Source organism: Arthrobacter rhizophilus (assembly GCF_026241105.1).
In the GTDB taxonomy this organism is placed as follows: domain Bacteria; phylum Actinomycetota; class Actinomycetes; order Actinomycetales; family Micrococcaceae; genus Arthrobacter.
The window spans coordinates 1-24,082 of the sequence record NZ_JAPFFT010000003.1 but is presented as its reverse complement, the minus strand read 5'-3'; the positions used below and the strand labels follow the sequence as shown (position 1 = coordinate 24,082).

Sequence of the window (24,082 nt, the reverse complement as noted above, 5' to 3'; positions counted from 1 at the left end):
GGACGCTGACTGGCGACGCGGAGGCAGACCTCGACACGGAAATGCCCTGTCGCGGCTGGATTTCCAGCCTCGACAGGGCATTTGCGCGTCGCCGGGTATTTACCGCAGCGCAGGATCTACAGCACGCGGCTGAGGAATTCCTTGGTGCGGGCGTGCTGGGGGTTGGCGATGATTTCGCGGGGGTCACCGGATTCCACCACCACGCCTCCGTCCATGAATGTCAGCGTGTCGCCGACCTCGCGGGCAAAGCCGATCTCGTGGGTCACCACGATCATGGTCATGCCGGACTTAGCTAGATCCTTCATCACGTTGAGCACGTCGCCCACGAGTTCGGGGTCAAGGGCGGACGTGGGCTCATCGAAGAGCATCAGCTCGGGTTCCATGGCCAGGGCCCGGGCGATGGCAACTCGCTGCTGCTGGCCACCGGAAAGCTGTGCAGGGTAGTGGTTGGCGCGGTCCGCCAGGCCTACGCGGTCCAGCAGTTCAAGGGCCTGCTTCTTGGCGATGCCCTTGGCTTTGCCCTTGACCTGCACGGGCGCTTCCATGACGTTGTAGAGCGCGGTCTTGTGCGGGAACAGGTTGAAGCGCTGGAAGACCATGCCGATTTCCCGGCGCTGCGCGGCGATTTCCTTGACCTTCAGGTCGTGGAGGCGGCCGTTGACTTCGCGGTAGCCGATCAGCTGGTCGCCGACTGAGATGCGGCCGGCGCTGATGGTTTCGAGCAGGTTCACGCAGCGGAGCATGGTGGACTTGCCGGAACCGGACGGGCCGATCACAACGGACACTTCGCCTTGGTTGACCGTCAGGTCGATGCCGCGGAGAACATGGTGGGGACCGAAGTACTTGTGGAGGCCTTCGATCCGCACCAGCGGTTTCTGGGTGGTGATCGTCATTTTGCCTCATCCTCCGGGAAGTCCATCTTCAGTGACGGCTCTGCTTCGGCACTCGGTGCCACTGCCGCGGACGCCTTGGCAGCCGCGGGGTTGATGACGGCCGGGGCGAGGTTGGTGTCCACGCCCTTGCCGTAGTAGGCCTCGATGTAGCGCTGGCCCACCATGAGGAGGCTGGTGATGACCAGGTACCAGATGGCTGCCACGATCAGCAGCGGGACCGGAAGGTAGATCCGGTTGGCCAGCGCGTTGGTGGCGAAGGTCAGATCCAAGGTGAACGGGACGGCCAGGACCAGTGAGGTGGTCTTGAGCATGCCGATGGTCTCGTTGCCGGTGGGCGGGACGATGATGCGCATGGCCTGGGGCAGGATGATGCGCCACATGATCTTGCCCTTGCCCATGCCCAGGGCTTCAGCGGCTTCGGTCTGTCCCTTGTCCACGGACTTCAGGCCGGCCCGGAAGATCTCGGCCAAGTAGGCCGATTCATTAAGGCCAAGCCCCAGAATCGCGGCAACAAGAGCCGTAATGACTGTGCTCGTGTCCAGGCTGAACAGCTCGGGGCCGAACGGCACCCCGGCGCTGATTTTAGGGTAGAGGACGGCGATCAAGCCCCAGAAGACCAACTGTGTGTAGACCGGGGTGCCGCGGAAGAACCAGACCCAAACCCAGGAGGTGTAGCGCAGGACCGGGTTGTCGGACTGCCTCATGACGGCCAGCAAGATGGCCAGGACAATCGCGATGACCATCGACGCCACGGTCAGCAGCAACGTCCAGCCCACACCCTGGACGACCTTGACGTCCAGGATGTAGGTCCCCACAACGTCCCAACGGAAGTTGTGGTTCGTGATCACGCTCTGCACCATCAGGGCTAGTACGCCAACGATGACGATGGCGCTGATCCAGCGGCCGGGATGCCTGACCGGCACCGCATTGTTCAGCACCGGCACCGCGTGGCCTTGTTGATGATGATCCATCTGTGCACCTGATTTGTTATCGGTGGCGGGAATACTCAAGACTTGACCGCCGGGTTGACCTCGGACTTGGTGATGGCGCCTTCGGCGTTGCCCCAGCCAGTGAGGATCTTCTTGTATGAACCGTCAGACATGAGCTTGGTCAGGGTCTTCTGGATGACATCGGCGAGGGCGGTGTCCGACTTGGCAACGGCGATGCCCTGGGGAGCGGCGTCGTAAACGTCGCCGAGCTTCTCGAGCTGGCCGTTCGTCTGGGTCAGGGCGTAACCGATGATGGGGGAGTCGGCTGCCATGGCGTCGATGCTGCCGTTGACGAGCCTGGTGGTGACGTCGGTCTGGTTCTTCAGAGTGACGATGTTGATCGGCTGCTTGCCGTCAGCTACGCACTTCTTGTTGCGGCCGGAGAGGTCCGGGTCTTCCTGGACGGTGCCGGTCTGCACGCCGATGGACTTGCCGCAGACGTCATCCAGGGAGAACTTCTTCGGGTTGCCCTTCTGCACGGCCCAGGCGGTGCCGGCGTTGAAGTAGCTGACCATGTTGACGGCGCCGAGTCGCTCGGGGTTGATGGTGAAGGAAGAGACGCCGAGATCGTACTTGGGGCCGAGAGCGGGGAGGATGCCCGTGAACTCGGCGGTCTGCACCTGGACCTTCAGGCCGAGGGTGGCGCCGATTGCCTTGGCGATGTCGACGTCGTACCCGACAGGGGTCTGGCCGTCGGTCCCGAGGAATTCCGCGGGCGCATAGGTGGTGTCCGAGCCGACGGTCAGCGTGCCCTTGGACTTGATGGCCGCCGGGACCAAGGCAGCAAGGGTGTCGTCCTTCTTGATGGTGCTGGGGTCAAAGCTTGCATTGGCACTGCCGGAAGGCGAGGCGGCACTCGACGTGCCTTGCTCTGAGGCGTTGGTGCAGGCGGTCAGGGCCAGGGCGCCGATTGCGATGATGGTTGCAGCCTTGAGCGTCGAATTGACCGGAAGCGAACGGAATTTCTGCATTTTCTTACCTTTTTTTGCAGTGGATGCGAAACTAATCGGTTTATAGTGTAGCGCCGAACATGAGATGTGCGTCACAGAAAACTAAGTTTTACTATTGGATAACCTACCAAGCCAAAAATCAAGACCCTCTCCATAGCCTTTGTCTCACATCCCAGACATCACGGGGATAGGCGAGGGCCGGGAAGTCAAAGGGTCGGTTCTTAGCTGTTGATACCCAGTGATTCAAGCATCGGCCGGAATTTGGCCCAGGTCTCGGCCAGCTCGGCCTCGGGAACGGAGCCCTCAACGATCCCGCAGCCCGCGTACAAGCGGACGGTTGTTGGGCTCTCGATGATGGCACCACGCAGTGCGATGCCCCACTCACCGTTGCCCGCGGCGTCGAGCCATCCGACCGGTCCCGCATAGGGCCCGCGGTCCATTTGCTCAAGCTCCCGGATCAGTTCCCCGGCCACCAAAGTAGGCGTCCCGCACACGGCGGCCGTGGGGTGAAGTGCGTTGATCAGGGCGAGGCACGTAGGGACATGTCCCTCGATATCGGCCAGTTCAGCCTTCACGTCCGAGGCCAAGTGCCACACATTGGGCAGCTCCAGGATGAACGGCTCACTGTGGGCGTTCATGGCCTCGGAGAAGGGCGCAAGCTGCGTGGTGAGCGACTGGATGGCGATCTCGTGCTCATGTCTTTGCTTCTCGGAACCAGCCAGCACGCGTTCGGCGTATTCCATAGGGGAGCCGTCCATCCCCTCCGCATCGCGCCGGTCAAGCGTCCCGGCCAGGACACGCGCCTGCGCGGTGCGGCCTTCCACTTGGATGAGCATCTCCGGCGTCGCGCCTACCAAACCGTCGACGCCGTAAGTCCAGCATTCGCGGTATCGGCTGGCCAACTGGCGGAGCACCTGGGCGGCGTTGACGCCGTCGGGCAGCGTTGCCACCACGTCGCGGGCGAGGACCAGCTTCTCCAGCTTTCCCGTCCGGATTTCCGTCACGCCGTCGGCGACCGCCTGCTTCCAGTCGGCTTCGCTCAGCGAACCGCTCTCCAGCGTGACGTCCCCGTCCCCCAACTGGCTCGCATTTGTTGTCGTTATGGGCCCTCTAAACGACAACAACTGCGAGTTAGTTGGGTGCCCGACGGCGGAGCCTCCAGCCGCCGTTGGTTGCCCGACGGCGGGGCTAAGCCAGCCTGCCAGGGCGGCGAGGGCGCCCGCCTCGCTGAGTTCGGCGTCGTCGAGTGTCAAGTGGGTGAGCCAGGACTGCCCGTCCCGGATCCCGACCACAATTTCCGGAAGGATCAGGCGCGATTCAAAGGCGGACGTCTTGGAGAAAGCAAAGGAGCCGAAGGCTACGGGGCCGGTGCCGGGGATCTCGAGGGGATCCGTGACGTCGGCCTCGATGACGAGGTGACGCCACCAGATATCGGCCTCGAGGAAGCGATCAGGCCCGGTGGCAGTGAAGCGTGCGAGTTCGCCAAAACCAACCAGGCCGTTCTCGCGGCGGGACCAGCACAGGACGTCGTCCCGGACCAGAAACGACGGCAGCCCCCCGGAGGATGAATAAACATCGAGGGGGACTGTCAAGGTGCGGAGCGTGCTCGTCATGATGGAACAACATTACTCCCGCGGGAGCGTGCGGCCGTGTTGCCCGGGCGGGAACCCGGACGGGAACCCCGGCAAGAACGGAGCGCCCGAAAGTTCTTCCCAATTTTGTCTGAGACAATTGCAGGGTGAACCGAGCATCCTTGGAAAAGCGTCCGGACGAAGTTGCGACGATGTTTGACGATGTCGCCCCCAAATACGACGTCGTCAACGATGTCCTGTCCATGGGGCAGACCCGGCGTTGGCGTCGCGTCGTCGTGGATGCGATGGATGTTCGGGTGGGCCAAAAGGTCCTGGACTTGGCCGCCGGGACTGGCACCTCGAGCGAACCCTATGCCGACGCCGGAGTGGATGTTGTAGCCTGCGATTTCTCGCTGGGGATGCTGAAGGTTGGCAAGCGCCGCCGTCCGGACATCAACTTCGTTGCCGGAGATGCCACCAATCTGCCGTTCGCAGACAACTCCTTTGACGCGTGCACCATTTCCTTCGGCCTGCGCAACGTCAACGAACCGCACAAGGCCCTCGCGGAGATGCTGCGCGTCACCAAGCCGGGCGGACGCCTGGTCATCGCAGAATTCTCGGCCCCGGTGGTGCCCCTCTGGCGCACCATGTACACCGAATACCTGATGCGCGCACTGCCCGCCATCGCCACCAAAGTCTCCTCCAACCCGGACGCCTACGTGTACCTTGCCGAGTCCATCCGCGCTTGGCCGGACCAGGACCACCTGGCCGCTTGGCTGCAGGAAGCCGGTTGGACGGACGTCAACTACCGCAACTTGAGCGGTGGAATCGTGGCAGTACACCGGGCCCAGAAGCCCGCCGCCCCGCACACCGCCAGCGTCCCCGTGGCCAAGCTGCGCCGCCAGATCAAGCCGCGCCGCCAAGCCGGCGATCAGTCCCGCTAACCGGCTCATAAACAAGGATGCTGTGAACGTACTGATAGTCGGCGCAGGACCTGCCGGGTCCACCGCCGCGTACTACCTTGCCCGGGCTGGAATAGCCGTGACGGTGCTGGAGAAGACCAGCTTCCCGCGCGAAAAGGTCTGCGGTGACGGCCTCACTCCCCGTGCGGTCCGCGAAATCCAGAAGCTCGGCCTTCCGCACGCCGCGGACGGGGGCTGGCGGCGCAACAAGGGACTCCGGCTGATCGCTGGCGGCCGGACTATCGAGCTGCCCTGGCCCGAAGTTGCCGACTTTCCCACGTACGGCCTCATCCGCACCCGCCTCGGATTCGACGAGGAGTTGGCCCGGCACGCCCAGGCCGCCGGCGCCGTCGTCCTTGAACGCCACAGCGTCACCGAAGCCCTGCGCGACGACGCCGGGCGGGTGATCGGCGCCCGTGCGGCGCTCCTCGACGAGTCCGGACGCAAGACGGGCGAAACGCGCGACTTCCACGCCGACGTCGTACTCGCCGCGGACGGCAACTCGACCCGCACAGCCGTTTCGCTCGGGATGCACAAGCGAGATGACCGCCCGCTGGGCGTCGCGGTCCGCACCTATTTCACCTCGCCCCGCCACGACGACGACTGGATGGAAGGCTGGCTTGAGCTGCCGGGCAAGTCCGGAAAGCCGCTGCCCGGCTACGGTTGGGTGTTCGGCGTCGGAGATGGAACGTCCAACGTTGGCCTCGGAATCCTGAACTCCTCCAAGGAATTCGGCAAGCTCGACTACAAGCAGGTCCTGCGCGAATGGACCGCCGCCATGCCGTCCGGCTGGGGCTTCACTCCTGAAAACCAGGTGGGGGAGATCCGCGGCGCAGCCCTGCCCATGGGCTTCAACCGGACCCCGCACTACTCGCCGGGGCTCATGCTCCTGGGCGACGCCGGCGGCATGGTTTCCCCGTTTAACGGCGAGGGCATTTCCTACGCCATGGAGTCCGCCCGCTTTGCGGCCGAGTTCATCATCGACGCGTCGTCCCGTTCGCGTTCAGCGGGATGGGGGTCCGGGACGGAGGCTTCCAGAGCCGCCGATGCCCACCTTTCGCGGTACGCGGACTACGTGCGGGACCAATGGGGTTCACACTTCACCTTGGGACGGGTCTTTGCTGCCCTCATCGGCAAGCCTGCCGTCATGAAACTCGCGCTGCGGACCGGCATGCCCATCCCAGTGCTGATGCGCTTTGTGGTGAGGGTACTCGCCAACCTCACAGATGCGTCCGCCAAGGGTTTCGAGGACCGCGTCATCCGCGTCATCGAGATGCTTGTGCCAGCCACGTCCAACACCACGCCCACCGTCGTTTCCACCCGCGCCGGCACCGAATCAACGCTTTCCACCGCGAAAAGTTAGGGTTAACCCGTGACTCACTCTGCCGAACACAGTTGGACGCACGCCGGTCACGGCCTGCCGGAGACTGTCGAACCCGCTCCCACCACCACCGCGATTGCCACTGGCCTGCAGCTTCCTGCCGGTTTTGCGGCTATCGCCAAAGACGTGGAGCTGGGTCCTGCCATCACCACCAACCTTGCCCGCGTGGAGAAGAAGCTCCGCGAAGCAATTGCCAACTCGGACCCCTTGGCTGACGCAACGTCGCGTCACCTGGTGGAAGCCGGCGGCAAGCGCATCCGTCCGCTGTTGACCCTCCTGTGCGCCCACCTCGGTGACGCCTCCCGTCCGGAGGTGGTCCAGGCCGCCGTCGTGGTTGAACTGACGCACCTCGCAACCCTCTACCACGACGACGTGATGGACTCTGCTCCTTACCGCCGGGGCGCCCCCACGGCCCACGAAGTCTGGGGCAACTCGGTGGCCATCCTCACCGGTGATCTGATCTTTGCCCGGGCCTCGATCCTGGTGTCCGAACTCGGTTCGCGTGCCTTGGGAATCCAGGCCCGCACCTTCGAGCGCCTGTGCCTCGGGCAGCTGCACGAAACCGTGGGCCCGCGTGAGGGCGAAGACGCCGTGGAGCACTATCTCTCCGTTATCGCCGACAAGACCGGTTCCTTGGTTGCCGCCTCCGGCCAGCTCGGTGCCATCTTCGCAGGCGCCGACGAAGCCTTCGAAGACGTGCTCGTGGAATACGGCGAGAAAGTAGGCGTGGCCTTCCAGTTGGCCGACGACGTCATTGACGTCACCGGCGTGAAGGTCAAGTCCGGCAAGTCCCCGGGGACGGACCTCCGCGAAGGCGTCCCCACCTTGCCCGTCCTGCTGCTTCGCAAGGCTGCCGACAATGGCGACCAGTCCGCCGTCGAACTCTTGAAGCTGGTGGACGGCGACCTGTCCTCCGATGAAGCGCTGGCCTTGGCCGTCGCCGGGCTGCGCAACCACCCTGTCACCGTTGAATCCTGGGTGATCGCGCGTCAGTGGTCCGCGGAAGCCATCGAGGCCTTGAAGCCGTTGCCCGAAGGCGTGGTCAAGGAATCGCTCACAAACTTCGCCCACGCCGTGGTGGAGCGCGCCAGCTAGTTGGGTGGGGCGGGCTGCCCTGTGGAGGGTGCCGTCGTTGGCGCCCCCTTTTTCTTCGCCGCGGACCCAACTAACTCGCAGTTAACGTCGTTTTGACCCGTCATAACGACAACTACTGCCAGCTACTTGGGCGGGGACGGGCTTAAATGCAATGGCCCCGGTTCATTGCAACGCTACGAGTCACGCGCTGCAATGAACCGGGACCATAATCTCCGTTCGCATCAGACTCACCGGAGGCATTTAGTGAATCCGGTTACAGCATATGACAGGTTTGTCACGGGTGCAACTTTCTCGGTCAATAGATCTTCCGGAGTTTGCGTAGGCCATCGCGTCGTAAATTCCCCACCTTTGACGCTGCCCAGGACCTCAAAGCCTGAATTCTCGGTGTTGGTAACCCGGCAACTCGCTCAAAACCGGGGAGTTTCCGCGCCTACACTCTTATCCACATAGCGAAGCCTTCACCTTCCGGCGTCAACGCCAAACTGCTGAAGTTTTCTCATGGACCTCGTTGGCTTCCTCAAATACGCTGGCTCGGCTGCGAGAACCTCCACGGTGAAGCAGGCTGGTTTCTCCGATCGTGCCATTCGGGCTGCGGTTGTTGGCAGCAAAGTCGTGCGGCGACGCTGGGGTGTGCTGGCCTTGCCGGGTGCCCAGGAAGATATCGTCGCTGCCCTCAGCGCCAACGGACTGCTCACGTGTGCATCCGGCGCCCGTCACAACGGCATCTGGGTTCTGCACGAACCTCGGACCCCCCATTTACTGTGCAGGCACGGCAACGCCAAGGGATTTGTGGTCCACCGTGAGTCAGTGGTGGAGACTCGGCACATCCGACCAGTGGCCAGCCTTACAGATACCTTGCTGCATTCCCTCCGTTGCCTGCCCGACGTCGAGGCGGCCGTCATGGTGGAAAGTGCCCTCCTCCAAGGACGAACCAACCTTGATTACCTCCGTGAGAGGCTGCCTGGCAACCGGAACGGGGCGGCCCGAAAGGTGCTCTCACTCGTCGATGGCTCGGCAGATTCTCCCATCGAGGTCTTGGCGCGGATACTTTTTCGTCAAGCAGGCATCCGGACCGAGACACAGGTCGAATTGTCCGGAATCGGCATCGTCGACTTCTTGCTGGAGGGAAAGCTGATTGTGGAGGTGGACGGTGAGAGCCATCTTCAGCCCCGGCAGGTCAAGAAGGATAGGCGCCGCAATAACGCAGGAACGGTGAAAGGCTTTCTGGTTCTCAGATACGACTATTCGCAGATTGTGTATCAGCGGGAAACCGTGCGTGCCGAGGTTCTCCAGGTCCTTCGCCAAGGATGCCGCTGAATCCGTCACGGATGCCGCTGAAACTCCCCGGTTTTGGCCAGGCGGGGACCGGAGTGCCCTTAGAAACAAGGGGCCCGGGCCCTAGAGGCAGCCCAAAGGTGGGGAGAAGGCTCCGGTCTCCGCTAAAACAAACCCAACCCTCAGTCTTCGTCGCTGAAAGCCCAGTCGAACATGTCGAACACGAACTCGGAGAACGTGCCTTCTTCGGATTTCCACTGGCCGCGGGCGTTGTTGCGGCGCCAAACGATGGGATCCGGGACGCCAAGGTCGCCTACGCGGAAGCCCCAGGTGAATTGCTCTTCTTCGTCCTCCAGGAACATGAGGAAGCCTTCGTCGTCCACTTCGAGTTCCTCGGGGTCCCAGAAGTAGTGGTAAGCCTCCATGAGGTCCTCGCAACCACCGATCGCAAGGTAGAACTCGCGCAAAACCATGGGAACGGTGAACGAGTGGGCGGCCAAGGCTTCGTTCAGCTCGGAGGCGGTGAGGCCGTCTTCTTCCTGCCATTCGTCCTCGAGATACTTCGGTACAAGCGCGCGGAACTTCTCGAGGAACATGTCAGTCATGCTCCCATCCTAGCTAATCGCGGGCACGTGAATCGGCGCCTGTCGAGACCCCGGCGCGATGCCATCCGCGGACCGCCAAGGGCACTCGCCAACCGCGTCGCCAAGCCACCACCCGGAAGGCGAAAACCAAGGCGGCAATCAGGGCAGCGGTCAGCCCGTTGAAGGCACCCGTGTTCCAGAGCAAGGCCGTCAGTGCCGCTCCGCTGAAGGCCGGCAGGGCGTACAGATCCCGGGCATCGAAGAGCGTGGGGATTTCGTTGGCGGTGATGTCGCGGAGCAGTCCGCCGCCCACGGCCGTGGTGACGCCCAACAGGACTGCAGCCACCGGATTCATCCCCGCGGCCAGCGCCTTGAGCGTTCCGGTGATGCAGAACAATGCCAGGCCGCCGGCGTCGAACAGGGTCAACAGCGAGGTAAAGCGTTGGATGCTTGAAAACAGGAAGTACACCAGCACGGCGGCCAACAACGGCGGCAGCAAGTAGACCGGGTTGGTGAACGCCGCGGGCGGGCCGGCGTTGATGATGATGTCGCGGATGACGCCGCCGCCCAGTGACACGAGCGAAGCCAAGAGAAGGGAGCCGATGATGTCGAACTGCTTCTTGGCCGCGAGCAAGGACCCGGACACAGCGAAAAAGAACACGCCGGCCAGATCCAGCCATACCAGCGCGAGGTCAAACGTGAACAAATGCAGCTCCATTCTTCGTTCACAGACGGGCGATCATGCTTGCCCAACGTTACGCTTGCACCCATGAACAGCCCCGTCTTGATCGCGTGCGCCCACGGAACCCGGAACGTCGAAGGGCAGGCCGCCATCCGCCGGGTCATGGCTGAAATCGAGGCACTCCGTCCTGGCCTGACTGTTGTTGAAGCCTACGTCGACGTCCAGGAACCCGAGTTGTCCGGCGTGGTGGCGGGCCTCCCGGAAGGCACCCCCGCCGTCGTCGTTCCTTTGCTGCTCAGCACGGGCTACCACGTCAAGGTGGACATCCCCAAGGCGATCAGGTCCCGTCCGGAAGTGTCCGCGGCACCGCCGCTGGGGCCGGATCCGCGGCTCGCGGAGCTGCTCGCCGCACGGTTGCGCGACGCCGGCCTGGGCGACGACGACGGCGTCCTGCTCGCCGCCGCGGGCTCATCCTTGCCGGACGGTTCCGTCGATTCGGAAGAGCAGGCGCGTCAGCTCGCCGAGCTGCTGCCCAATAAGGTGCGCGTCGCCTATGGCGCAAGTGCCGAACCGAATGTGCCCGACGGCGTCGCGGCCCTGCGCGCGGAACTCACCGAAGACGGCGGCCGGGTTGTGGTGTCCTCGTATCTGTTGGCCACGGGCTACTTCCACGACCAACTGTCCAAAGCCGGGGCCGACGTCGTGACGGCGCCACTGCTGCCTTCTCCGGTGCTCGCGGAGATCGCCCTGGAACGCTACGACGCAGTCCTCGCCGCACGTTCCTGAACCGTTCTTTCGAATGCATAGCGGGGCCTCTCGAACAAGGTCCGACGGCGGTTCGTGACGAAATGTTTCCCTAGGTGACTCTTCGTTTCTGCTCCATTGTTGGAGAAATCTGGGCGGTTCTACAGTCGATGCATGACTGATACAGCTCTAGCCGGAGCGTCTGCGGACGAGGCTGCACCCAAGCGCCCGGCCCGCACCGCCCGTCCTGCCGCTAAACCCCATGGCCAGTGGAAGGTTGACGGCACCACGCCGCTCAACGCCAACGAGACCTGGAAGCAGGAAGACAACGGGCTGAACGTCCGCGAGCGTATCGAGTCTGTCTACTCCAAGCACGGCTTCGACTCGATCGACGGCACGGACCTGCACGGCCGCTTCCGCTGGTGGGGCCTGTACACCCAGCGCAAGCCCGGGATCGACGGCGGCAAGACCGCCACGCTTGAGCCGCACGAGCTCGAGGACAAGTACTTCATGCTTCGCGTCAGGATCGACGGCGGTGCGCTCACCACCGAGCAACTGCGGGTGATCGGCCAGATTTCCGTTGACTTCGCTCGCGGAAGCGCCGACCTGACTGACCGCCAGAACATCCAGCTGCACTGGATCCGCGTTGAGGACGTGCCGGAGATCTGGCGTCGCCTCGAATCCGTTGGCCTGTCCACCACCGAGGCCTGCGGCGACGTCCCGCGCGTCATCCTGGGCTCCCCGGTCGCCGGTATCGCCAAGGACGAGATCATCGACCCCACGCCGCTGATCCACGAACTCGCGGAGCGCTTCATTGGCGATCCCGAGCTCGCCAACCTGCCGCGCAAGTACAAGACCGCCATCACCGGCCACCCCTCGCAGGACGTTGTCCACGAGATCAACGACTTCGGCTTGGTTGGCATGGTCCACCCCGAACTTGGTGTCGGCTACGACCTCTGGGTGGGTGGCGCGCTCTCCACGAACCCCATGCTGGCCAAGCGGCTCGGCGCGTTCGTGAAGCCCGAGGAAGCCGCCGAAGTATGGCTCGGCGTCACCAGCATCTTCCGCGACTACGGTTACCGCCGCATGCGCACCAAGGCCCGCCTGAAGTTCCTCTTGGCCGACTGGGGTCCGGAGAAGTTCCGCCAGATCCTTGAAGACGAATACCTCGGCTTCAAGCTTGCGGACGGCCCGGCGGCGCCCAAGCCTTCTACACCCGGCGATCACGTTGGAGTGCACGAACAGAAGGACGGCAAGTTCTTCATCGGCGCCACCCCGCTGGCAGGACGCTTGTCCGGCAGCCAGCTCGTGAAGCTGGCCGACACCCTCGAAGCCCGTGGATCCTTCCGCCTGCGCACCACGCCGCACCAGAAGATCGTTGTGCTGGACGTCGCCAAAGAGCAGGTGGAACCGCTCGTCGCCGAACTGGACGCACTGGGCCTCTCCGCCCGTCCGTCCGTGTTCCGCCGCGGCACCATCGCCTGCACCGGCATCGAGTTCTGCAAGCTTGCCATCGTGGAAACCAAGGTCACCGCAGCCACCGCCATCGCCGAACTGGAACGCCGCCTGGCCGACCTCGCGGACAGCGGTCAGCTGCCACAGGCACTATCCCTGCACATCAACGGCTGCCCCAACTCCTGCGCCCGCATCCAGACCGCGGACATCGGGCTCAAGGGCATGATGCTGCCAACGCCCGACGGCGACCCCACCCCCGGCTTCCAGGTTCACTTGGGCGGCGGGTTGGCTTCCTCCGACCGCGAAGAAGCAGGCCTCGGCCGCACGGTGCGCGGCCTCAAGGTTTACGTCGAGGACCTGCCCGATTACGTAGAACGGGTAGTCCGGAAATTCGTGGCAGACCGCGCCGAAGGCCAGACCTTCGCCGAATGGGCACACTCCGCAGATGAAGGAGATCTCCAGTGACTACCAGCACCAAGCTCCGCTCCCACGACGAACTCAAGGCCCTGGCCGAATCCGGTGCCGCAGAGCTCGGCTGGAACGCGCCCGCCCGCGACGTCATCGCCTGGGTGGCCCGCAACTTCGACTTGCCCGCCGTCGCCGTGGCCTGCTCGATGGCCGACGCCGTGCTGCCGGCTCTTGTCGCGGACCAGTTTCCCGGCGTCGACGTTCTCTTCCTGGAGACTGGCTACCACTTCCCGGAAACCCACGCCACACGGGATGAGGTCGCCGCGAACCTGCGTGTGAACATCGTGGACGTGCTCCCGGAGAACACCGTGGAGCAGCAGGACCGCCTTCTCGGCAAGGACCTCTTCGCCCGCGACGCCGCCCAGTGCTGCGCGCTCCGGAAGGTCCAGCCGCTGCGGCGGACCCTGGCCGGCTACGAAGTCTGGTTCACCGGTGTCCGCCGCGACGAGGCCCCCACCCGGACCAACACTCCGCTGATCACCTGGGACGAGACGAACGGCCTGGTCAAGGTCAACCCGATGGCCGATTGGAGCTTCGACCAGTTGGTCCAGTACTCCGAAGACAACATCCTTCCCGTCAACCCCCTCCTGAGCCAGGGCTACCCGTCCATCGGATGCCAGCCGTGCACCAGGAAAGTGGCCCCGGGAGCGGACCCCCGCTCCGGCCGCTGGGCAGGAACCGACAAGACAGAATGCGGACTACACGTATGAGCACCCAAATCACCAACGAGGACCTGGAGTTGTCTGTGCTGGAAACCGACGCTGCTGAGACGCCGACTGCCGCTCCGGCTCTGCGTTCGGCCCGCCTGTCCAGCCTCGACACCCTCGAGTCCGAGGCCATCCACATCATCCGCGAGGTTGTTGCCGAGTTCGAGAAGCCTGCGTTGCTGTTCTCCGGCGGCAAGGACTCCGTGGTCATGCTGCACCTGGCTACCAAGGCGTTCTGGCCGGGCAAGGTACCGTTCCCCGTCTTGCACGTGGACACTGGCCATAACTTCCCTGAGGTCATTGATTTCCGTGATCGCACGGTGGAGCGCCTGGGCCTCAAGCTCGTGGTTGGCTCCGTGCAGGAGTTCATCGACCGCGGCGAACTCGCCGAACGTGCCGACGGCACCCGCAACCCGCTGCAGACCGTGCCGCTCCTGGATGCCATCCAGCGCAACAAGTTCGACGCCGTTTTCGGCGGCGGCCGTCGCGACGAGGACAAGGCCCGTGCCAAGGAGCGCATCCTGAGCCTGCGTGACGAATTCGGCCAGTGGGATCCCCGCAATCAGCGCCCCGAATTGTGGAACCTGTACAACGGCCGCCACACCGTGGGCCAGCACGTCCGGGCATTCCCCATCAGCAACTGGACCGAGCTGGACGTCTGGCGCTACATCGAGCGCGAAGGCATTGAGTTGCCCGGTTTGTACTACGCCCACGAGCGCGAAGTCTACGAGCGCGACGGCATGTGGCGCGCAGTGGGTGAGGTCTCCATGCCTAAACCCCATGAGGAAGTCATTACGAAGCTCGTGCGTTACCGCACCGTAGGCGACATGTCCTGCACCGGCGCCGTCCTTTCCGACGCCCGCACCGTTGCCGACGTGGTTGTCGAAGTTGCCGCATCCACACTCACCGAACGTGGCGCCACCCGTGCAGATGACCGCATCTCCGAGGCAGCCATGGAAGACCGCAAGAAGGACGGCTACTTCTAATGAGCACTGAGACTTCACTCCTTGAGAGCGGCCTGCGCGAATCCACCCTGTTTCGCTTTGCCACTGCTGGGTCCGTCGACGACGGCAAGTCCACCCTGGTGGGACGCTTGCTTCACGATTCCAAGGCGATCCTCGCCGACCAGCTCGACGCTGTGGCCCGCACCTCAGCGGACCGTGGCTTCGGTGGAGCCGGCGCCACAGGCACTCAGGCGATCGACCTTGCCCTCCTGACCGATGGCCTTCGTGCCGAGCGGGAACAAGGCATCACCATCGACGTCGCATACCGCTACTTCGCCACCGACCGTCGCAGCTTCATCCTCGCGGACTGCCCGGGCCATGTTCAGTACACCAAGAACACGGTGACCGGCGCGTCTACCGCGGACGCCGTCGTCGTACTCATTGACGCCCGCAAGGGAGTCTTGGAGCAGACCCGCCGGCACTTGTCCGTGCTGCAGCTGTTGCGCGTGGCGCACGTGATTGTCGCCGTGAACAAGATCGACCTCGTGGACTTCCGCGAGTCCGTCTTCCGCGAAATCGAGACGGACGTGCAGAAGGTTGCCCGCGAGCTTGGCTTGGGCAGCGATGGCATTGCCGACGTCGTGGTCATCCCGGTTTCAGCGCTCGACGGCGACAACGTGGTGGACCGCTCGGACCGCACCCCCTGGTACAGCGGGCCCGCACTGCTCGAGGTCCTGGAAACCCTTCCGGCCGCCGACGAACTTGAAAGCCACCTGGAAAGCTTCCGCTTCCCGGTCCAGCTGGTCATCCGCCCGCAAGGCGCGCTGGCCCCCGACGCCGTCGCCGCAGGCCTCGACGTCGAGGCGTACCGCGACTACCGTGCCTACGCCGGCCAGATCACGGAAGGAACCGTGAAGCTCGGCGACAAGGTCACCGTCCTGAGCCCGGGCCACGAGCCCCGGATCACCACGGTGACGGGGATCGACTTCGCCGGCAACGACTTGGCCGAGGCCACTGCTCCTCAGTCCGTGGCGATCCGCTTGGCCGATGAGATCGACATCGCCCGCGGTGACACCATTGCCGCGGCAGGAACGGTGCGCGAGAGCTCGGCTGACCTGTACGCAGCGCTGTGCTGGCTCTCGCCGAAGCCGCTGCGCGAAGGTGCCAAGGTGATCGTGAAGCATGGCACCCGCACTGTCCAGGCGCTGGTGCGCAATGTGACCGGCAAGCTGGACCTGGCCACGTTCAACGTGGAGGCTGCCTCCAGCCTTGAACTGAACGACATTGGCAACGCCCAGCTTCGACTCGCCGCGCCGTTGCCCCTCGAGAATTACCTGCACCACCGCCGCACGGGCGCGTTCCTGGTGATCGATCCCGTGGACGGCAACACCTTGGCCGCCGGTTTGGTGAAGGACCACCCGGGCGACCATGAGGACGAACGTTACGTCATCTGACTTTCTTGGTGACTGGAACCGCAGCTTGTTTCCCAAACCCCGCCTTCAAGGACCGGGATGGGAAACAAGCTGCGGTTTTTTGCGTTGGGACCAGCCGTCAGGCGCCGACCAGTGGGAGCTTGACCAGTCCGCCCAGAACATCGTCCGCTACTGCGCGCACTTGAGGTCCCTGGTTTTCGAGCCGCGCGCGGGCGGACTCAAAGGCCCGGACGACGCCGGAGGAGACTTCCGTGACGGTTTCATTGGCCTGATCGATCGAGAGCCCGAATTTGGGCCCAAGCGCTGCAAGGTTCGACCGACTGATGCGTTCAAGACTGTATTCGCCACCGACATTCATCGCGCTATCGATCCTGCTCGTGCCATCCCAATACGGGGCGTATGTCGCCAGATCGTAGAGGGGCGCCAAGCTCACGTTGTTTCCACGGAGCAACAGCGAATAGTTCTTTGCGCGGGCATCCAAGGCCCTGTCGTAGCGTTCGGTGACGAAGACGTCCCACTTGCCGATGGATACGATTTCTGACTTGGCGACATCATTCCCCAGCACGGAAGCCGCGTGCATGGTCATCTGCTCGACGACGTCGAGCCGGCTGAACGGGCCGGTGGCGGGTTTGAGGATGTGGGTGGTCGGCGTCGCTCATTCGGCACGCCCCATCCGCCGTCGGCCATTTTGTGCAACGCGATCTTTGGCTGGGCGCCCGCCACACTGAAGCGGCCAGCACCGTCGTCGTAAGGCGTACCGTCGGCGTATTCCGATACGGCATGGTCCAGCATCGTGGCAACGTCTGATTCGACGACGGGACGGACGTCGTGCCGTTGGAGGACGCCGTCGGTGGGGCGGCCATCCGGGCCGCAAATCTGAATGGCTCCAGCCACGTCGAAGCCAATGTGCTCCAGGATCGCGAATGGGTTGCTAGGAGAGACCGAGAAGCGACGTCCGATGGCTCGCAACGCCTCCTCGTTGTCCGGCAGGAGCCCCTGCAGAAAGGGCAGTACCGAACGCTTCTTATGGACCAACACGGCCAAGGGCATGGAAAGGGACAGGGGCGTTGGGTTGGAGCCTGAGCGATACGAATCGTCATATTTGAACGTCAGGTTGCCGCCCGAAGTCTGCTCAAGGTGACCACACAATATGCCGTCCAGGTAGACGTACAGTCCACGCGTACTCACCAGCGCACCTTGCCCGTTTCACGGTTCCGGATGGCGATTTCGTAGCCTAACGCTTGGAACACGTCCATGAATTTCCATGTTTCAACGGTGGATTTCCCGGCCTCCAGGTCCACGAGGAAGGATCTGGATACCCCGGCCCGGCTCGCGAGCTCGGCTTGTGTCCAGCCATGTTCTTCCCGGAGTTCGCGTACAAGAGGCCCTGCCTCGCGGACTGTAAACATGAAAGACCCCTGTCGCCGTACGGCTACTCCGGTGATTGTCGCCGTACGGCTACAGTAACATTTGATGCCGTACGGCGACAATGGTCTCTGTCGCTGTACGGCGACAACCAGTGAAGGAGTGGCCTGGGCCCGATTGTGACGCCGCATGAACGTGCGTGACCCCGGGTTTCCGGGTCGTTGAACGGCAATTATGACAGTCCCTATGGTGAATCCATGACCTCTTCGGATTGGTCCTTGCCTGCCCTCTCGGGGCGATGTCGCAGGGCCTGACAACCCGCCCAGCCCCTTCCGCAACGCATCCCAAGGATTCCCCCCATGTCAAACACCCCAGAACCCACGCCGCCCGCCTCGAACCCGGGAACCACGCGCATCGTCGCGGGTGAAAGCAACAAGCCCAAGCGCCGCCGCACGCTCGAGATCGGCATCGCCGTCGGACTCGTACTCCTGATCGGCGCCGGCGCGGCCGTGGCGTCCGTTGTCGCGAAGAACAACGAAACGAAGCCCGCGGCAGCGACGACGCCCGCCGCGGAACTCCGGCTGGGCTACTTCGGCAACGTCACCCACGCCCCCGCACTGGTCGGGGTGAGCAAGGGCATCATCGCCAGCAAGCTGGGCAGCACCAAGCTCACTACCCAGATCTTCAACGCCGGACCGGCCGCCATCGAGGCCCTGAACGCCGGCGCGATCGACGCCGCCTACCTTGGCCCGAATCCGGCCATCAATTCCTTCGTCCAGAGCAAGGGCGCGTCCATCAGCATCATCGCGGGTGCTGCCTCGGGCGGAGCCCAGCTGGTGGTCAAGCCCGGCATCAACTCCGCCGCAGACCTCAAGGGCAAGACCCTCGCCTCACCGCAGCTCGGCGGCACCCAGGACGTGGCGCTGCGCGCCTGGCTGGGCAAGCAGGGCCTGAAAACCAACCCGAACGGCGGCGGCGACGTCGCCGTCAACCCGACCGAGAACGCCCAGACCCTCAAGCTCTTCCAAGACGGAAAGCTCGACGGCGCGTGGTTACCAGAGCCCTGGGCCTCCCGACTGGTGCTTCAGGCCGGCGGCAAGGTGCTGGTGGACGAGAAGGACCTCTGGGACAAGGGTGAGTTTCCCACTACCATCCTGATCGTCAGCAAGAAGTTCGCCGCAGAACACCCCGAGACCGTGACCGCCTTGCTCCAGGGCCACGAGGCCTCCGTCAAGTGGCTCAACACGGCCTCGGCCGCCGACAAGGCCGCCGCCATCAACGCCGCGCTGAAGGCGACCGCGGGCAGCACGCTCCCGGCCGACGTGATCGACCGCTCCCTGAAGAACATCGTCTTCACCGTGGACCCGCTCGCCGGAACCTACAAGAAGCTGCTCCAGGACGGCGTGGACGCCGGCATCACCAAACCCGCCGACATCAACGGCATCTTCGATCTCCGCGCCCTCAACAGCGTCACGGGACAGAAGACATCGGCCGCAGGACTGGGCCAGGACTGAACCGCCGCCACCCAACTGACTGGCAGCTGTTGTCGTTTTGACGGCTCATAACGACAACAACTGCCAGTTAGTTGGGTGCACATTCAACAAACGAAGCAACAAACGAAGGACGGGACCATGCCAGTCGTACTGGAACACCTGGGTAAACGCTTCGGCGACGGCGCCCCGGTGTTGGACGACGTCAACGCCACCATCCAGCAGGGCGAGTTCGTCGCGCTGCTCGGCGCGTCCGGCTGCGGCAAATCCACCCTGCTGAACATCCTCGCGGGATTGGACCAGCCGACGTCGGGCGCTCTGGAGGTGCCCAGCGACGGCGCCGCCTTCATGTTCCAGGATTCTGCGCTGTTTCCGTGGCTCACGGCCCGTGGCAATATCGAACTCGCGCTGAAGCTGGCCGACAAGTCCGGCAGCACAAGCAAGGCTTCGCGCGCTGCGCGTACAGGCGAACTGTTGGACCTCGTCCACTTGGGCGGCGCGGGAGACAAGCGCCCGCACGAGCTCTCCGGAGGCATGCGGCAACGCGTCGCCCTGGCTCGCGCTTTGGCCCAGGACCGGCAGCTGCTACTCATGGACGAACCGTTCGCCGCGCTCGATGCCATCACCCGCGACCTTCTCCACGACGAGCTGGAGCGGATCTGGAAGGAAACCGGCCGCACAATCGTGTTCGTGACGCACAACGTGCGTGAGGCCGTGCGGCTGGGCCAGAGGGTGCTCTTGCTGTCCTCCCGTCCGGGACGGGTTGTGGCCGAATGGAACGTCTCGGAGGAACACCGGACCGACGCCGGCCGTGCCGGGGAACTGACTGGAACCATTACCCGCCGCCTGCGCGAGGAGATCCGCCGCCATGCCAATTGAACAAGAGACCCGGCTTGCCGGGGAAAGCACAGGGGCGGAGAACGCCGAGCAAGCTTCGGAGTCCCGCCACATCACGTCGCCGTCCCTGAAGGGAAACCCGGATGAGCTCCGGGACCTTGAGGCCGGCCTGGACAAATTGCAGTCGGACTCACACCGCAAGGCGCGCATCGACTGGACCCGGGTCATCCTCCCCATTGCAGCGCTCTTGGTGCTCATCCTGGCGTGGCAGTTCTACGTCTCCCTCGGTTTCAAACGCCGTGACCAAGTTCCGGGCCCGCTTGATGTCCTGGGCCAGTTCGGTGCTCTTTGGGCCGAAGGCAAAGCCCAGGAAGCCGTGCTGACTTCACTCCAGCGCGGCGTAATCGGGTTCCTCATCAGTGTTGCCGTGGCCACCCCGCTGGGCCTGCTCCTCGCGCAAGTGCAGCCGCTGCGCCGTGCCTTCGGGCCGCTCATTTCGGGGCTACAGGTGCTTCCATCCGTGGCGTGGGTTCCTGCCGCCATCATCTGGTTCGGACTATCGGACGGCACTGTGTACTTCGTCGTTCTGATGGGTGCCATCCCTTCCATCATCAACGGGCTGATTTCCGGTGTGGACCAGATCCCGCCGCAATACCGGAGCGTGGGCAAGGTCCTCGGTGCATCGCGGCTACAGATGGCCTTGCAGATTGTCCTGCCGGCGGCCCTTCCCGGCTACCTCGGCGGCCTCAAGCAGGGCTGGGCATTCTCCTGGCGATCCCTCATGGCTGCCGAAATCATCGCGGTGGGCGGTACCATCGGCTTCGGACTCGGTTCGCTCCTGGACCAGGGCCGCACTCTGTCCGACATGGCCACGGTCATGTCCGCGATTCTGGCCATCTTGTTTGTGGGCATCCTTATCGAGCTCGTGGTGTTCGCCCCGATTGAGCGCCGCCTCCTGTTGCGCCGCGGTCTGCTGGCGGGGAGCACGCGCTAAGGAATTCCGCGGCCCACCCCATTGGGGGCCTGTCCAAGGCTCACTGACTCGTTCGGCCGGCGACGCCTTGCTGCAGGGGATTGACTTGGCCGTCGCGGCGGAGGAACTCGAGATCAACGGAGCGTTCTTCCGCGTGCACCACTTTGCGCCAGCAGTCTTTCCCGTTCCCCTTGTTGGCTGCCATCGCGGCCCGGACCAGCCGGATCGAGATGGGCACCGGCGTGATCCACATGCGCTATGAAAATTCCTAGTGCGTCTTTGAGCTCAGCAAGACCGCATCTTTAGGGTCACGGAAGTGTCAAACATGAGCGTCGTCGGCCTCATGTAGGCTCTGGCTGGAAAATTAGCAAAAAGGGGGATGAGGGGCATCAAGAGTCTTAAGGAAGCCTGGGAAGAAGCTCAACAGCAAGGATGGTCCTCTGGCGAGACGTCAAGCCTACAAAATTTGCGGTTTGAAGCCAGGTTGGACAAATGGGAGGAGGTGGAGACGCGCTCAGGACAGGGAACGGAGACCATGCTGCGTCCGACCTCGCAGGCTGCAGCGCCTTATCCTCGTTCGATTAGCGCAGTTTACGGATTGGACGAGCAGCCGCTACATGTGGACGGCGCCCATTTCCCCACTCCTCCTGACGTGGTGCTTCTTTTTTGCGACGCGCCGAATGAGACGCCTACGAATGTCCTCAGCATTAAGGAGTTGGATCTTCGTTTCGCGAGCGCGAAGGAATATCTTCCATCCGAATACCTCCGGCATGGGATTTTCATTGTCGGTAGTGGCCCTGCAGCCTTTTTGGCGCCCGTTCTGGATGCCGGACGGCTTCGCTACGATCCGAACGTGATGGAGCCTGCCGATGCAAGGGCGCGGGACGCAGCAGACTACCTACGATCGCTGCAGGACAAAGCGACTCCCTTTCATTGGTCCGTTCCAAAGTCGTATCTCTTGATCGCGAACCGATTGGCTTTGCATGGGCGAGCGAAGGTAGTTGAAAGCGATAGCGCGCGTGAAGTAACGCGGGTTGCTTACAGGATTGGAGCGAAGAGGTGAGTCACCAGTCATACGACCACGAGGCGCTTTGGCTGAAGGCGAAACTGTTCATCAGTCGCGCCATGGACGAGCAAGAGAACCAGTCCTTCGATGAGCAAGCTTTGTGGGCGTCTCTCGCCCTGGAGTTGCTCGGCAAGTCCGCACTGGCAAAGATATCCCCGCTTCTTATCGCAGAGCCGACCGAGGAGGGAAGAAACATCCTGGCCGCTATGGGCATCGGTGACGGGGATGGAAAGTTTACGACCGTGAGCGCGTCGACAGTCTTCAAGAGGTGCAAACGCGCGTTCCCTACGTTCAATCTTGTCCACGCTACGGAAATCGCAACCGCGCGGAATGAGTACCTACATGGCGCGGGAGTCGGATTCGGCGCCCTACCTCCAGACAAGTGGTGGCAGAGGTTCTGGAGTTCGGCCAGCACTTTGATAACTGGGCAGGACAAGACTATCGATCAACTTGTCGGCTTCTACCGCGAGAAAGTTGTAAACAAGTACCTAGAACAGAATCAGCAGTATATGGAAGAACGATTTCAGTCATTAGTAAACCGCGCCGAGCAGCGGTACTTGCAAAAGTCGCGAGGTGACTTGCCGGAAAGACAGCAGAAGGTTTGGAAGACTGAGCGCCAGTTGGCTCTCGGCCTCAGGTACTCAAAGAGTGCAATTTGTCCGGCGTGCGGGAGTTCAGGGTTGCTTGAAGCCGAGGAGGTGCAAAACGAGCGGTCCGATGGCTATTTTGATCCAGGCACGGGCGAGCACGAGTCGTGGGGTGTAGCGGATGCCCTGCCTGACTACTTTTCTTGTGCAGCATGCCAATTGATTCTGAATGAGCTCTCCCTTTTAGAGTCGGCTGGGCTTGACGAGCCTTTCGAAGTGCAAGGCGAGGAGTTTCTGGTGGAAGCTGAAGGCGAGTACGGAAACGACTGAGGGGCGGGGACGGAACTGCGATACGGCGCGTCAGACCCAGCCGGGTTTGCAAATCGCCGGTGCTGCCTCCGAGCGCTCGCCGTCGCGGCGAAGCGCTTGTCCGGGGGCGCCGGATATCCTCGCAACGTGAATATTTCGGCCTTCATGGCATTACAAAATTGGGGTTCGGTTCCTGACTGGTTAGCAGCTGTCGGAACGATAGGCGCCGTGACAATCGCTTTGTGGTTTGGCCTCAGGGACGGCAAGCGACTAGAGGATGAGCGCGACGAAGCAATGGATGACCGGGCGCTCTTCCGTCAGCAGCAAGTGTCGGAGGCTGAGGCACGGAAGCGGAGTCTGGCGGCAAAAGTGAGCTTGACCGCTGAGAGGTCGCCGTCGGGCCTTCACCCGTCCATGGGCCAGACTCGACAGCACGTTAATTGGATCGTGCACAACGGCGGCGACGAACCTAACTCGATGGTGTCAGTCGTGCAAAGGCTTCGTCCGGAGGCGCCAGGGGCGGGCACGACTCCAACAGAAATCAGTAAGACCTGGCCCATGAATGCCCCCGGTGGCTTTGGTAACGCTCGCACTCAGATTTACAGGGATCCTCAGGATTTCGGGCGCGAGCGGGAGGTCCAGTTCACTGACGGGACGGGACCGAGGTGGCAATTCAAGGAGTTCGGCACACTGCGACCGATAGCGCCAGACGACGTCGAGGCGTTGGCCATGGTAATCCTGCCCGCTTGATCCGACGAGGTCAGGCAATGCCAAAGGCCCCCCTCTCTCGGCCCAGAACGAAGTTCCTGTGCTCTGGGAGGGGCCTTTTGCTATAGGGACGATCTTTAGCCTCCCGACTTGTTTGGCTGGCTGGGGACGCGGTGGATAACATGAGCCTTCAAGTGTTGAGCATCAGCAAAAGGGGAAGTAATGGGCGGTAGTCGGACCTGTTCAATTTGTGGGGTTGAAGGCCATGACAGGAGGTCGTGCACCGTTTCGCAAAACGCAGGGCAGTGCAGCGTCTGCGGCTTCCACGGGCACGACAAGCGAAACTGCCCCGACAAGTAGTCGGCAGAACGACGATGAGCGCCGTCCTTACCCGGCAAGGGCGGGTTCTCGCGGTCGTTGCAACACCCAGAATTTTGGGAGTTGCAACGACCGTGTCGTCTTTAACGAGAGAAGCTGCCGGCCGGAGGAAATACACGCCGGAGCAGAGGGCTCAGTTCTTTTCGGTGTTGGACCGCGTTGGGAGTGTGAGCGCGGCCGCGAAGGAGCTCGGATTCAACCTGATGACGTGCTACCAGTGGGTCCACAAATCCCGG

At 63.1% G+C, this 24,082-nt stretch carries 24 protein-coding genes and 1 pseudogene; 16 read left to right on the top strand and 9 right to left on the bottom strand.

What is annotated here, in order from left to right; genetic code table 11:
- Nucleotides 1-116: 116 nt before the first annotated feature.
- The 4 genes from OOZ51_RS04165 to OOZ51_RS04150 form a co-directional block, all read right to left on the bottom strand.
- Nucleotides 117-893, bottom strand: a complete 777-nt coding sequence (locus OOZ51_RS04165; protein ID WP_323054669.1) for an amino acid ABC transporter ATP-binding protein — start codon at nt 891-893, stop codon at nt 117-119.
- Complete coding sequence (locus OOZ51_RS04160) at nt 890-1,864, bottom strand: amino acid ABC transporter permease (protein ID WP_265977685.1); 975 nt, start codon at nt 1,862-1,864, stop codon at nt 890-892. Before OOZ51_RS04160 ends, OOZ51_RS04165 begins: the two co-directional genes overlap by 4 nt.
- 35 nt (nt 1,865-1,899) lie before the next feature.
- On the bottom strand, nt 1,900-2,853 hold the full coding sequence (locus OOZ51_RS04155) for an ABC transporter substrate-binding protein (protein WP_265977684.1): 954 nt from the start codon (nt 2,851-2,853) through the stop codon (nt 1,900-1,902).
- 200 nt (nt 2,854-3,053) lie between these two features.
- Nucleotides 3,054-4,445, bottom strand: coding sequence for an isochorismate synthase (locus OOZ51_RS04150; RefSeq protein WP_265977683.1), 1,392 nt, complete (start codon nt 4,443-4,445; stop codon nt 3,054-3,056).
- A gap of 125 nt (nt 4,446-4,570) precedes the next feature.
- On the opposite strand from OOZ51_RS04150, the gene OOZ51_RS04145 reads away from it, so the two are divergent.
- The 4 genes from OOZ51_RS04145 (at nt 4,571) to OOZ51_RS04130 (ending at nt 9,158) form a co-directional block, all read left to right on the top strand.
- The gene (locus tag OOZ51_RS04145; RefSeq protein WP_265977682.1) at nt 4,571-5,347 is read left to right on the top strand and encodes a demethylmenaquinone methyltransferase; all 777 of its coding nucleotides are present in this window, start codon (nt 4,571-4,573) and stop codon (nt 5,345-5,347) included.
- Between the two features lie 22 nt (nt 5,348-5,369).
- On the top strand, nt 5,370-6,728 hold the full coding sequence (locus OOZ51_RS04140) for a geranylgeranyl reductase family protein (protein ID WP_265977681.1): 1,359 nt from the start codon (nt 5,370-5,372) through the stop codon (nt 6,726-6,728).
- A gap of 9 nt (nt 6,729-6,737) precedes the next feature.
- Nucleotides 6,738-7,841 (top strand): polyprenyl synthetase family protein, encoded by a 1,104-nt coding sequence (locus tag OOZ51_RS04135; RefSeq protein ID WP_265977679.1) that lies wholly within the window; start codon nt 6,738-6,740, stop codon nt 7,839-7,841.
- A 498-nt stretch (nt 7,842-8,339) separates the two neighbouring features.
- Nucleotides 8,340-9,158, top strand: a complete 819-nt coding sequence (locus OOZ51_RS04130) for an endonuclease domain-containing protein (RefSeq protein WP_265977678.1) — start codon at nt 8,340-8,342, stop codon at nt 9,156-9,158.
- A gap of 140 nt (nt 9,159-9,298) precedes the next feature.
- On the opposite strand, the gene OOZ51_RS04125 is transcribed toward OOZ51_RS04130, so the two are convergent.
- Complete coding sequence (locus OOZ51_RS04125; protein WP_265977677.1) at nt 9,299-9,721, bottom strand: hypothetical protein; 423 nt, start codon at nt 9,719-9,721, stop codon at nt 9,299-9,301.
- A 13-nt stretch (nt 9,722-9,734) separates the two neighbouring features.
- Nucleotides 9,735-10,418: a trimeric intracellular cation channel family protein gene (locus OOZ51_RS04120; RefSeq protein ID WP_265977675.1), complete on the bottom strand. Its 684-nt coding sequence runs from the start codon at nt 10,416-10,418 to the stop codon at nt 9,735-9,737.
- Between the two features lie 51 nt (nt 10,419-10,469).
- Here OOZ51_RS04120 and OOZ51_RS04115 point away from each other — a divergent pair, with 51 nt between their 5' ends.
- The 5 genes from OOZ51_RS04115 (at nt 10,470) to OOZ51_RS04095 (ending at nt 16,154) form a co-directional block, all read left to right on the top strand.
- The gene (locus OOZ51_RS04115) at nt 10,470-11,168 is read left to right on the top strand and encodes a sirohydrochlorin chelatase (protein ID WP_265977674.1); all 699 of its coding nucleotides are present in this window, start codon (nt 10,470-10,472) and stop codon (nt 11,166-11,168) included.
- Between the two features lie 132 nt (nt 11,169-11,300).
- Nucleotides 11,301-13,046, top strand: coding sequence for a nitrite/sulfite reductase (locus OOZ51_RS04110; RefSeq protein WP_265977673.1), 1,746 nt, complete (start codon nt 11,301-11,303; stop codon nt 13,044-13,046).
- Complete coding sequence (locus OOZ51_RS04105) at nt 13,043-13,759, top strand: phosphoadenylyl-sulfate reductase (RefSeq protein WP_265977671.1); 717 nt, start codon at nt 13,043-13,045, stop codon at nt 13,757-13,759. The genes OOZ51_RS04110 and OOZ51_RS04105 overlap by 4 nt, the downstream gene beginning before the upstream one ends.
- On the top strand, nt 13,756-14,742 hold the full coding sequence (cysD, locus tag OOZ51_RS04100) for a sulfate adenylyltransferase subunit CysD (protein WP_265977669.1): 987 nt from the start codon (nt 13,756-13,758) through the stop codon (nt 14,740-14,742). The genes OOZ51_RS04105 and cysD overlap by 4 nt, the downstream gene beginning before the upstream one ends.
- Nucleotides 14,742-16,154, top strand: coding sequence for a sulfate adenylyltransferase subunit 1 (locus tag OOZ51_RS04095; RefSeq protein ID WP_265977668.1), 1,413 nt, complete (start codon nt 14,742-14,744; stop codon nt 16,152-16,154). Before cysD ends, OOZ51_RS04095 begins: the two co-directional genes overlap by 1 nt.
- Before the next feature lie 97 nt (nt 16,155-16,251).
- Here OOZ51_RS04095 and OOZ51_RS04090 read toward each other — a convergent pair whose 3' ends face one another.
- The 3 genes from OOZ51_RS04090 to OOZ51_RS04080 are packed head-to-tail and all read right to left on the bottom strand — an operon-like array spanning nt 16,252 to nt 17,542.
- On the bottom strand, nt 16,252-16,770 hold the full coding sequence (locus OOZ51_RS04090) for a HipA domain-containing protein (RefSeq protein WP_265978041.1): 519 nt from the start codon (nt 16,768-16,770) through the stop codon (nt 16,252-16,254).
- On the bottom strand, nt 16,716-17,321 hold the full coding sequence (locus tag OOZ51_RS04085; RefSeq protein WP_265977667.1) for a HipA N-terminal domain-containing protein: 606 nt from the start codon (nt 17,319-17,321) through the stop codon (nt 16,716-16,718). Before OOZ51_RS04085 ends, OOZ51_RS04090 begins: the two co-directional genes overlap by 55 nt.
- The gene (locus OOZ51_RS04080; RefSeq protein ID WP_265977666.1) at nt 17,318-17,542 is read right to left on the bottom strand and encodes a helix-turn-helix domain-containing protein; all 225 of its coding nucleotides are present in this window, start codon (nt 17,540-17,542) and stop codon (nt 17,318-17,320) included. The genes OOZ51_RS04085 and OOZ51_RS04080 overlap by 4 nt, the downstream gene beginning before the upstream one ends.
- A 315-nt stretch (nt 17,543-17,857) precedes the next feature.
- Here OOZ51_RS04080 and OOZ51_RS04075 point away from each other — a divergent pair, with 315 nt between their 5' ends.
- The 7 genes and pseudogenes from OOZ51_RS04075 to OOZ51_RS04045 all read left to right on the top strand — a co-directional run.
- Nucleotides 17,858-19,012: an ABC transporter substrate-binding protein gene (locus OOZ51_RS04075; protein ID WP_265977665.1), complete on the top strand. Its 1,155-nt coding sequence runs from the start codon at nt 17,858-17,860 to the stop codon at nt 19,010-19,012.
- 117 nt (nt 19,013-19,129) lie between these two features.
- The gene (locus OOZ51_RS04070) at nt 19,130-19,867 is read left to right on the top strand and encodes an ABC transporter ATP-binding protein (protein WP_265977664.1); all 738 of its coding nucleotides are present in this window, start codon (nt 19,130-19,132) and stop codon (nt 19,865-19,867) included.
- Complete coding sequence (locus tag OOZ51_RS04065) at nt 19,857-20,819, top strand: ABC transporter permease (RefSeq protein ID WP_265977663.1); 963 nt, start codon at nt 19,857-19,859, stop codon at nt 20,817-20,819. The genes OOZ51_RS04070 and OOZ51_RS04065 overlap by 11 nt, the downstream gene beginning before the upstream one ends.
- 67 nt (nt 20,820-20,886) lie before the next feature.
- Nucleotides 20,887-21,064: pseudogene (locus OOZ51_RS04060) on the top strand (LLM class flavin-dependent oxidoreductase); the annotation flags it as partial.
- Nucleotides 21,065-21,177: 113 nt separating this feature from the next.
- Nucleotides 21,178-21,861, top strand: coding sequence for a Fe(II)-2OG oxygenase family protein (locus OOZ51_RS04055; RefSeq protein ID WP_265977662.1), 684 nt, complete (start codon nt 21,178-21,180; stop codon nt 21,859-21,861).
- Nucleotides 21,858-22,781, top strand: a complete 924-nt coding sequence (locus OOZ51_RS04050) for a hypothetical protein (RefSeq protein WP_265977660.1) — start codon at nt 21,858-21,860, stop codon at nt 22,779-22,781. The genes OOZ51_RS04055 and OOZ51_RS04050 overlap by 4 nt, the downstream gene beginning before the upstream one ends.
- Nucleotides 22,782-23,842: 1,061 nt before the next feature.
- The coding region (locus OOZ51_RS04045; protein ID WP_265977658.1) for a helix-turn-helix domain-containing protein at nt 23,843-24,082 on the top strand (240 nt) is incomplete at its 3' end.

What these genes read in the sequence shown, in the direction of transcription:
- OOZ51_RS04165 (WP_323054669.1), bottom strand. Translation starts at nt 893, where the DNA reads ATGACGATCACCACCCAGAAACCGCTGGTGCGGATCGAAGGCCTCCAC.
- OOZ51_RS04150 (WP_265977683.1), bottom strand. Translation starts at nt 4,445, where the DNA reads ATGACGAGCACGCTCCGCACCTTGACAGTCCCCCTCGATGTTTATTCA.
- OOZ51_RS04080 (WP_265977666.1), bottom strand. Translation starts at nt 17,542, where the DNA reads ATGTTTACAGTCCGCGAGGCAGGGCCTCTTGTACGCGAACTCCGGGAA.
- OOZ51_RS04115 (WP_265977674.1), top strand. Translation starts at nt 10,470, where the DNA reads ATGAACAGCCCCGTCTTGATCGCGTGCGCCCACGGAACCCGGAACGTC.
- OOZ51_RS04110 (WP_265977673.1), top strand. Translation starts at nt 11,301, where the DNA reads ATGACTGATACAGCTCTAGCCGGAGCGTCTGCGGACGAGGCTGCACCC.
- OOZ51_RS04095 (WP_265977668.1), top strand. Translation starts at nt 14,742, where the DNA reads ATGAGCACTGAGACTTCACTCCTTGAGAGCGGCCTGCGCGAATCCACC.
- OOZ51_RS04160 (WP_265977685.1), bottom strand. Translation starts at nt 1,864, where the DNA reads ATGGATCATCATCAACAAGGCCACGCGGTGCCGGTGCTGAACAATGCG.
- OOZ51_RS04125 (WP_265977677.1), bottom strand. Translation starts at nt 9,721, where the DNA reads ATGACTGACATGTTCCTCGAGAAGTTCCGCGCGCTTGTACCGAAGTAT.
- OOZ51_RS04130 (WP_265977678.1), top strand. Translation starts at nt 8,340, where the DNA reads ATGGACCTCGTTGGCTTCCTCAAATACGCTGGCTCGGCTGCGAGAACC.
- OOZ51_RS04070 (WP_265977664.1), top strand. Translation starts at nt 19,130, where the DNA reads ATGCCAGTCGTACTGGAACACCTGGGTAAACGCTTCGGCGACGGCGCC.
- cysD (WP_265977669.1), top strand. Translation starts at nt 13,756, where the DNA reads ATGAGCACCCAAATCACCAACGAGGACCTGGAGTTGTCTGTGCTGGAA.
- OOZ51_RS04065 (WP_265977663.1), top strand. Translation starts at nt 19,857, where the DNA reads ATGCCAATTGAACAAGAGACCCGGCTTGCCGGGGAAAGCACAGGGGCG.
- OOZ51_RS04155 (WP_265977684.1), bottom strand. Translation starts at nt 2,853, where the DNA reads ATGCAGAAATTCCGTTCGCTTCCGGTCAATTCGACGCTCAAGGCTGCA.
- OOZ51_RS04120 (WP_265977675.1), bottom strand. Translation starts at nt 10,418, where the DNA reads ATGGAGCTGCATTTGTTCACGTTTGACCTCGCGCTGGTATGGCTGGAT.
- OOZ51_RS04075 (WP_265977665.1), top strand. Translation starts at nt 17,858, where the DNA reads ATGTCAAACACCCCAGAACCCACGCCGCCCGCCTCGAACCCGGGAACC.
- OOZ51_RS04055 (WP_265977662.1), top strand. Translation starts at nt 21,178, where the DNA reads ATGAGGGGCATCAAGAGTCTTAAGGAAGCCTGGGAAGAAGCTCAACAG.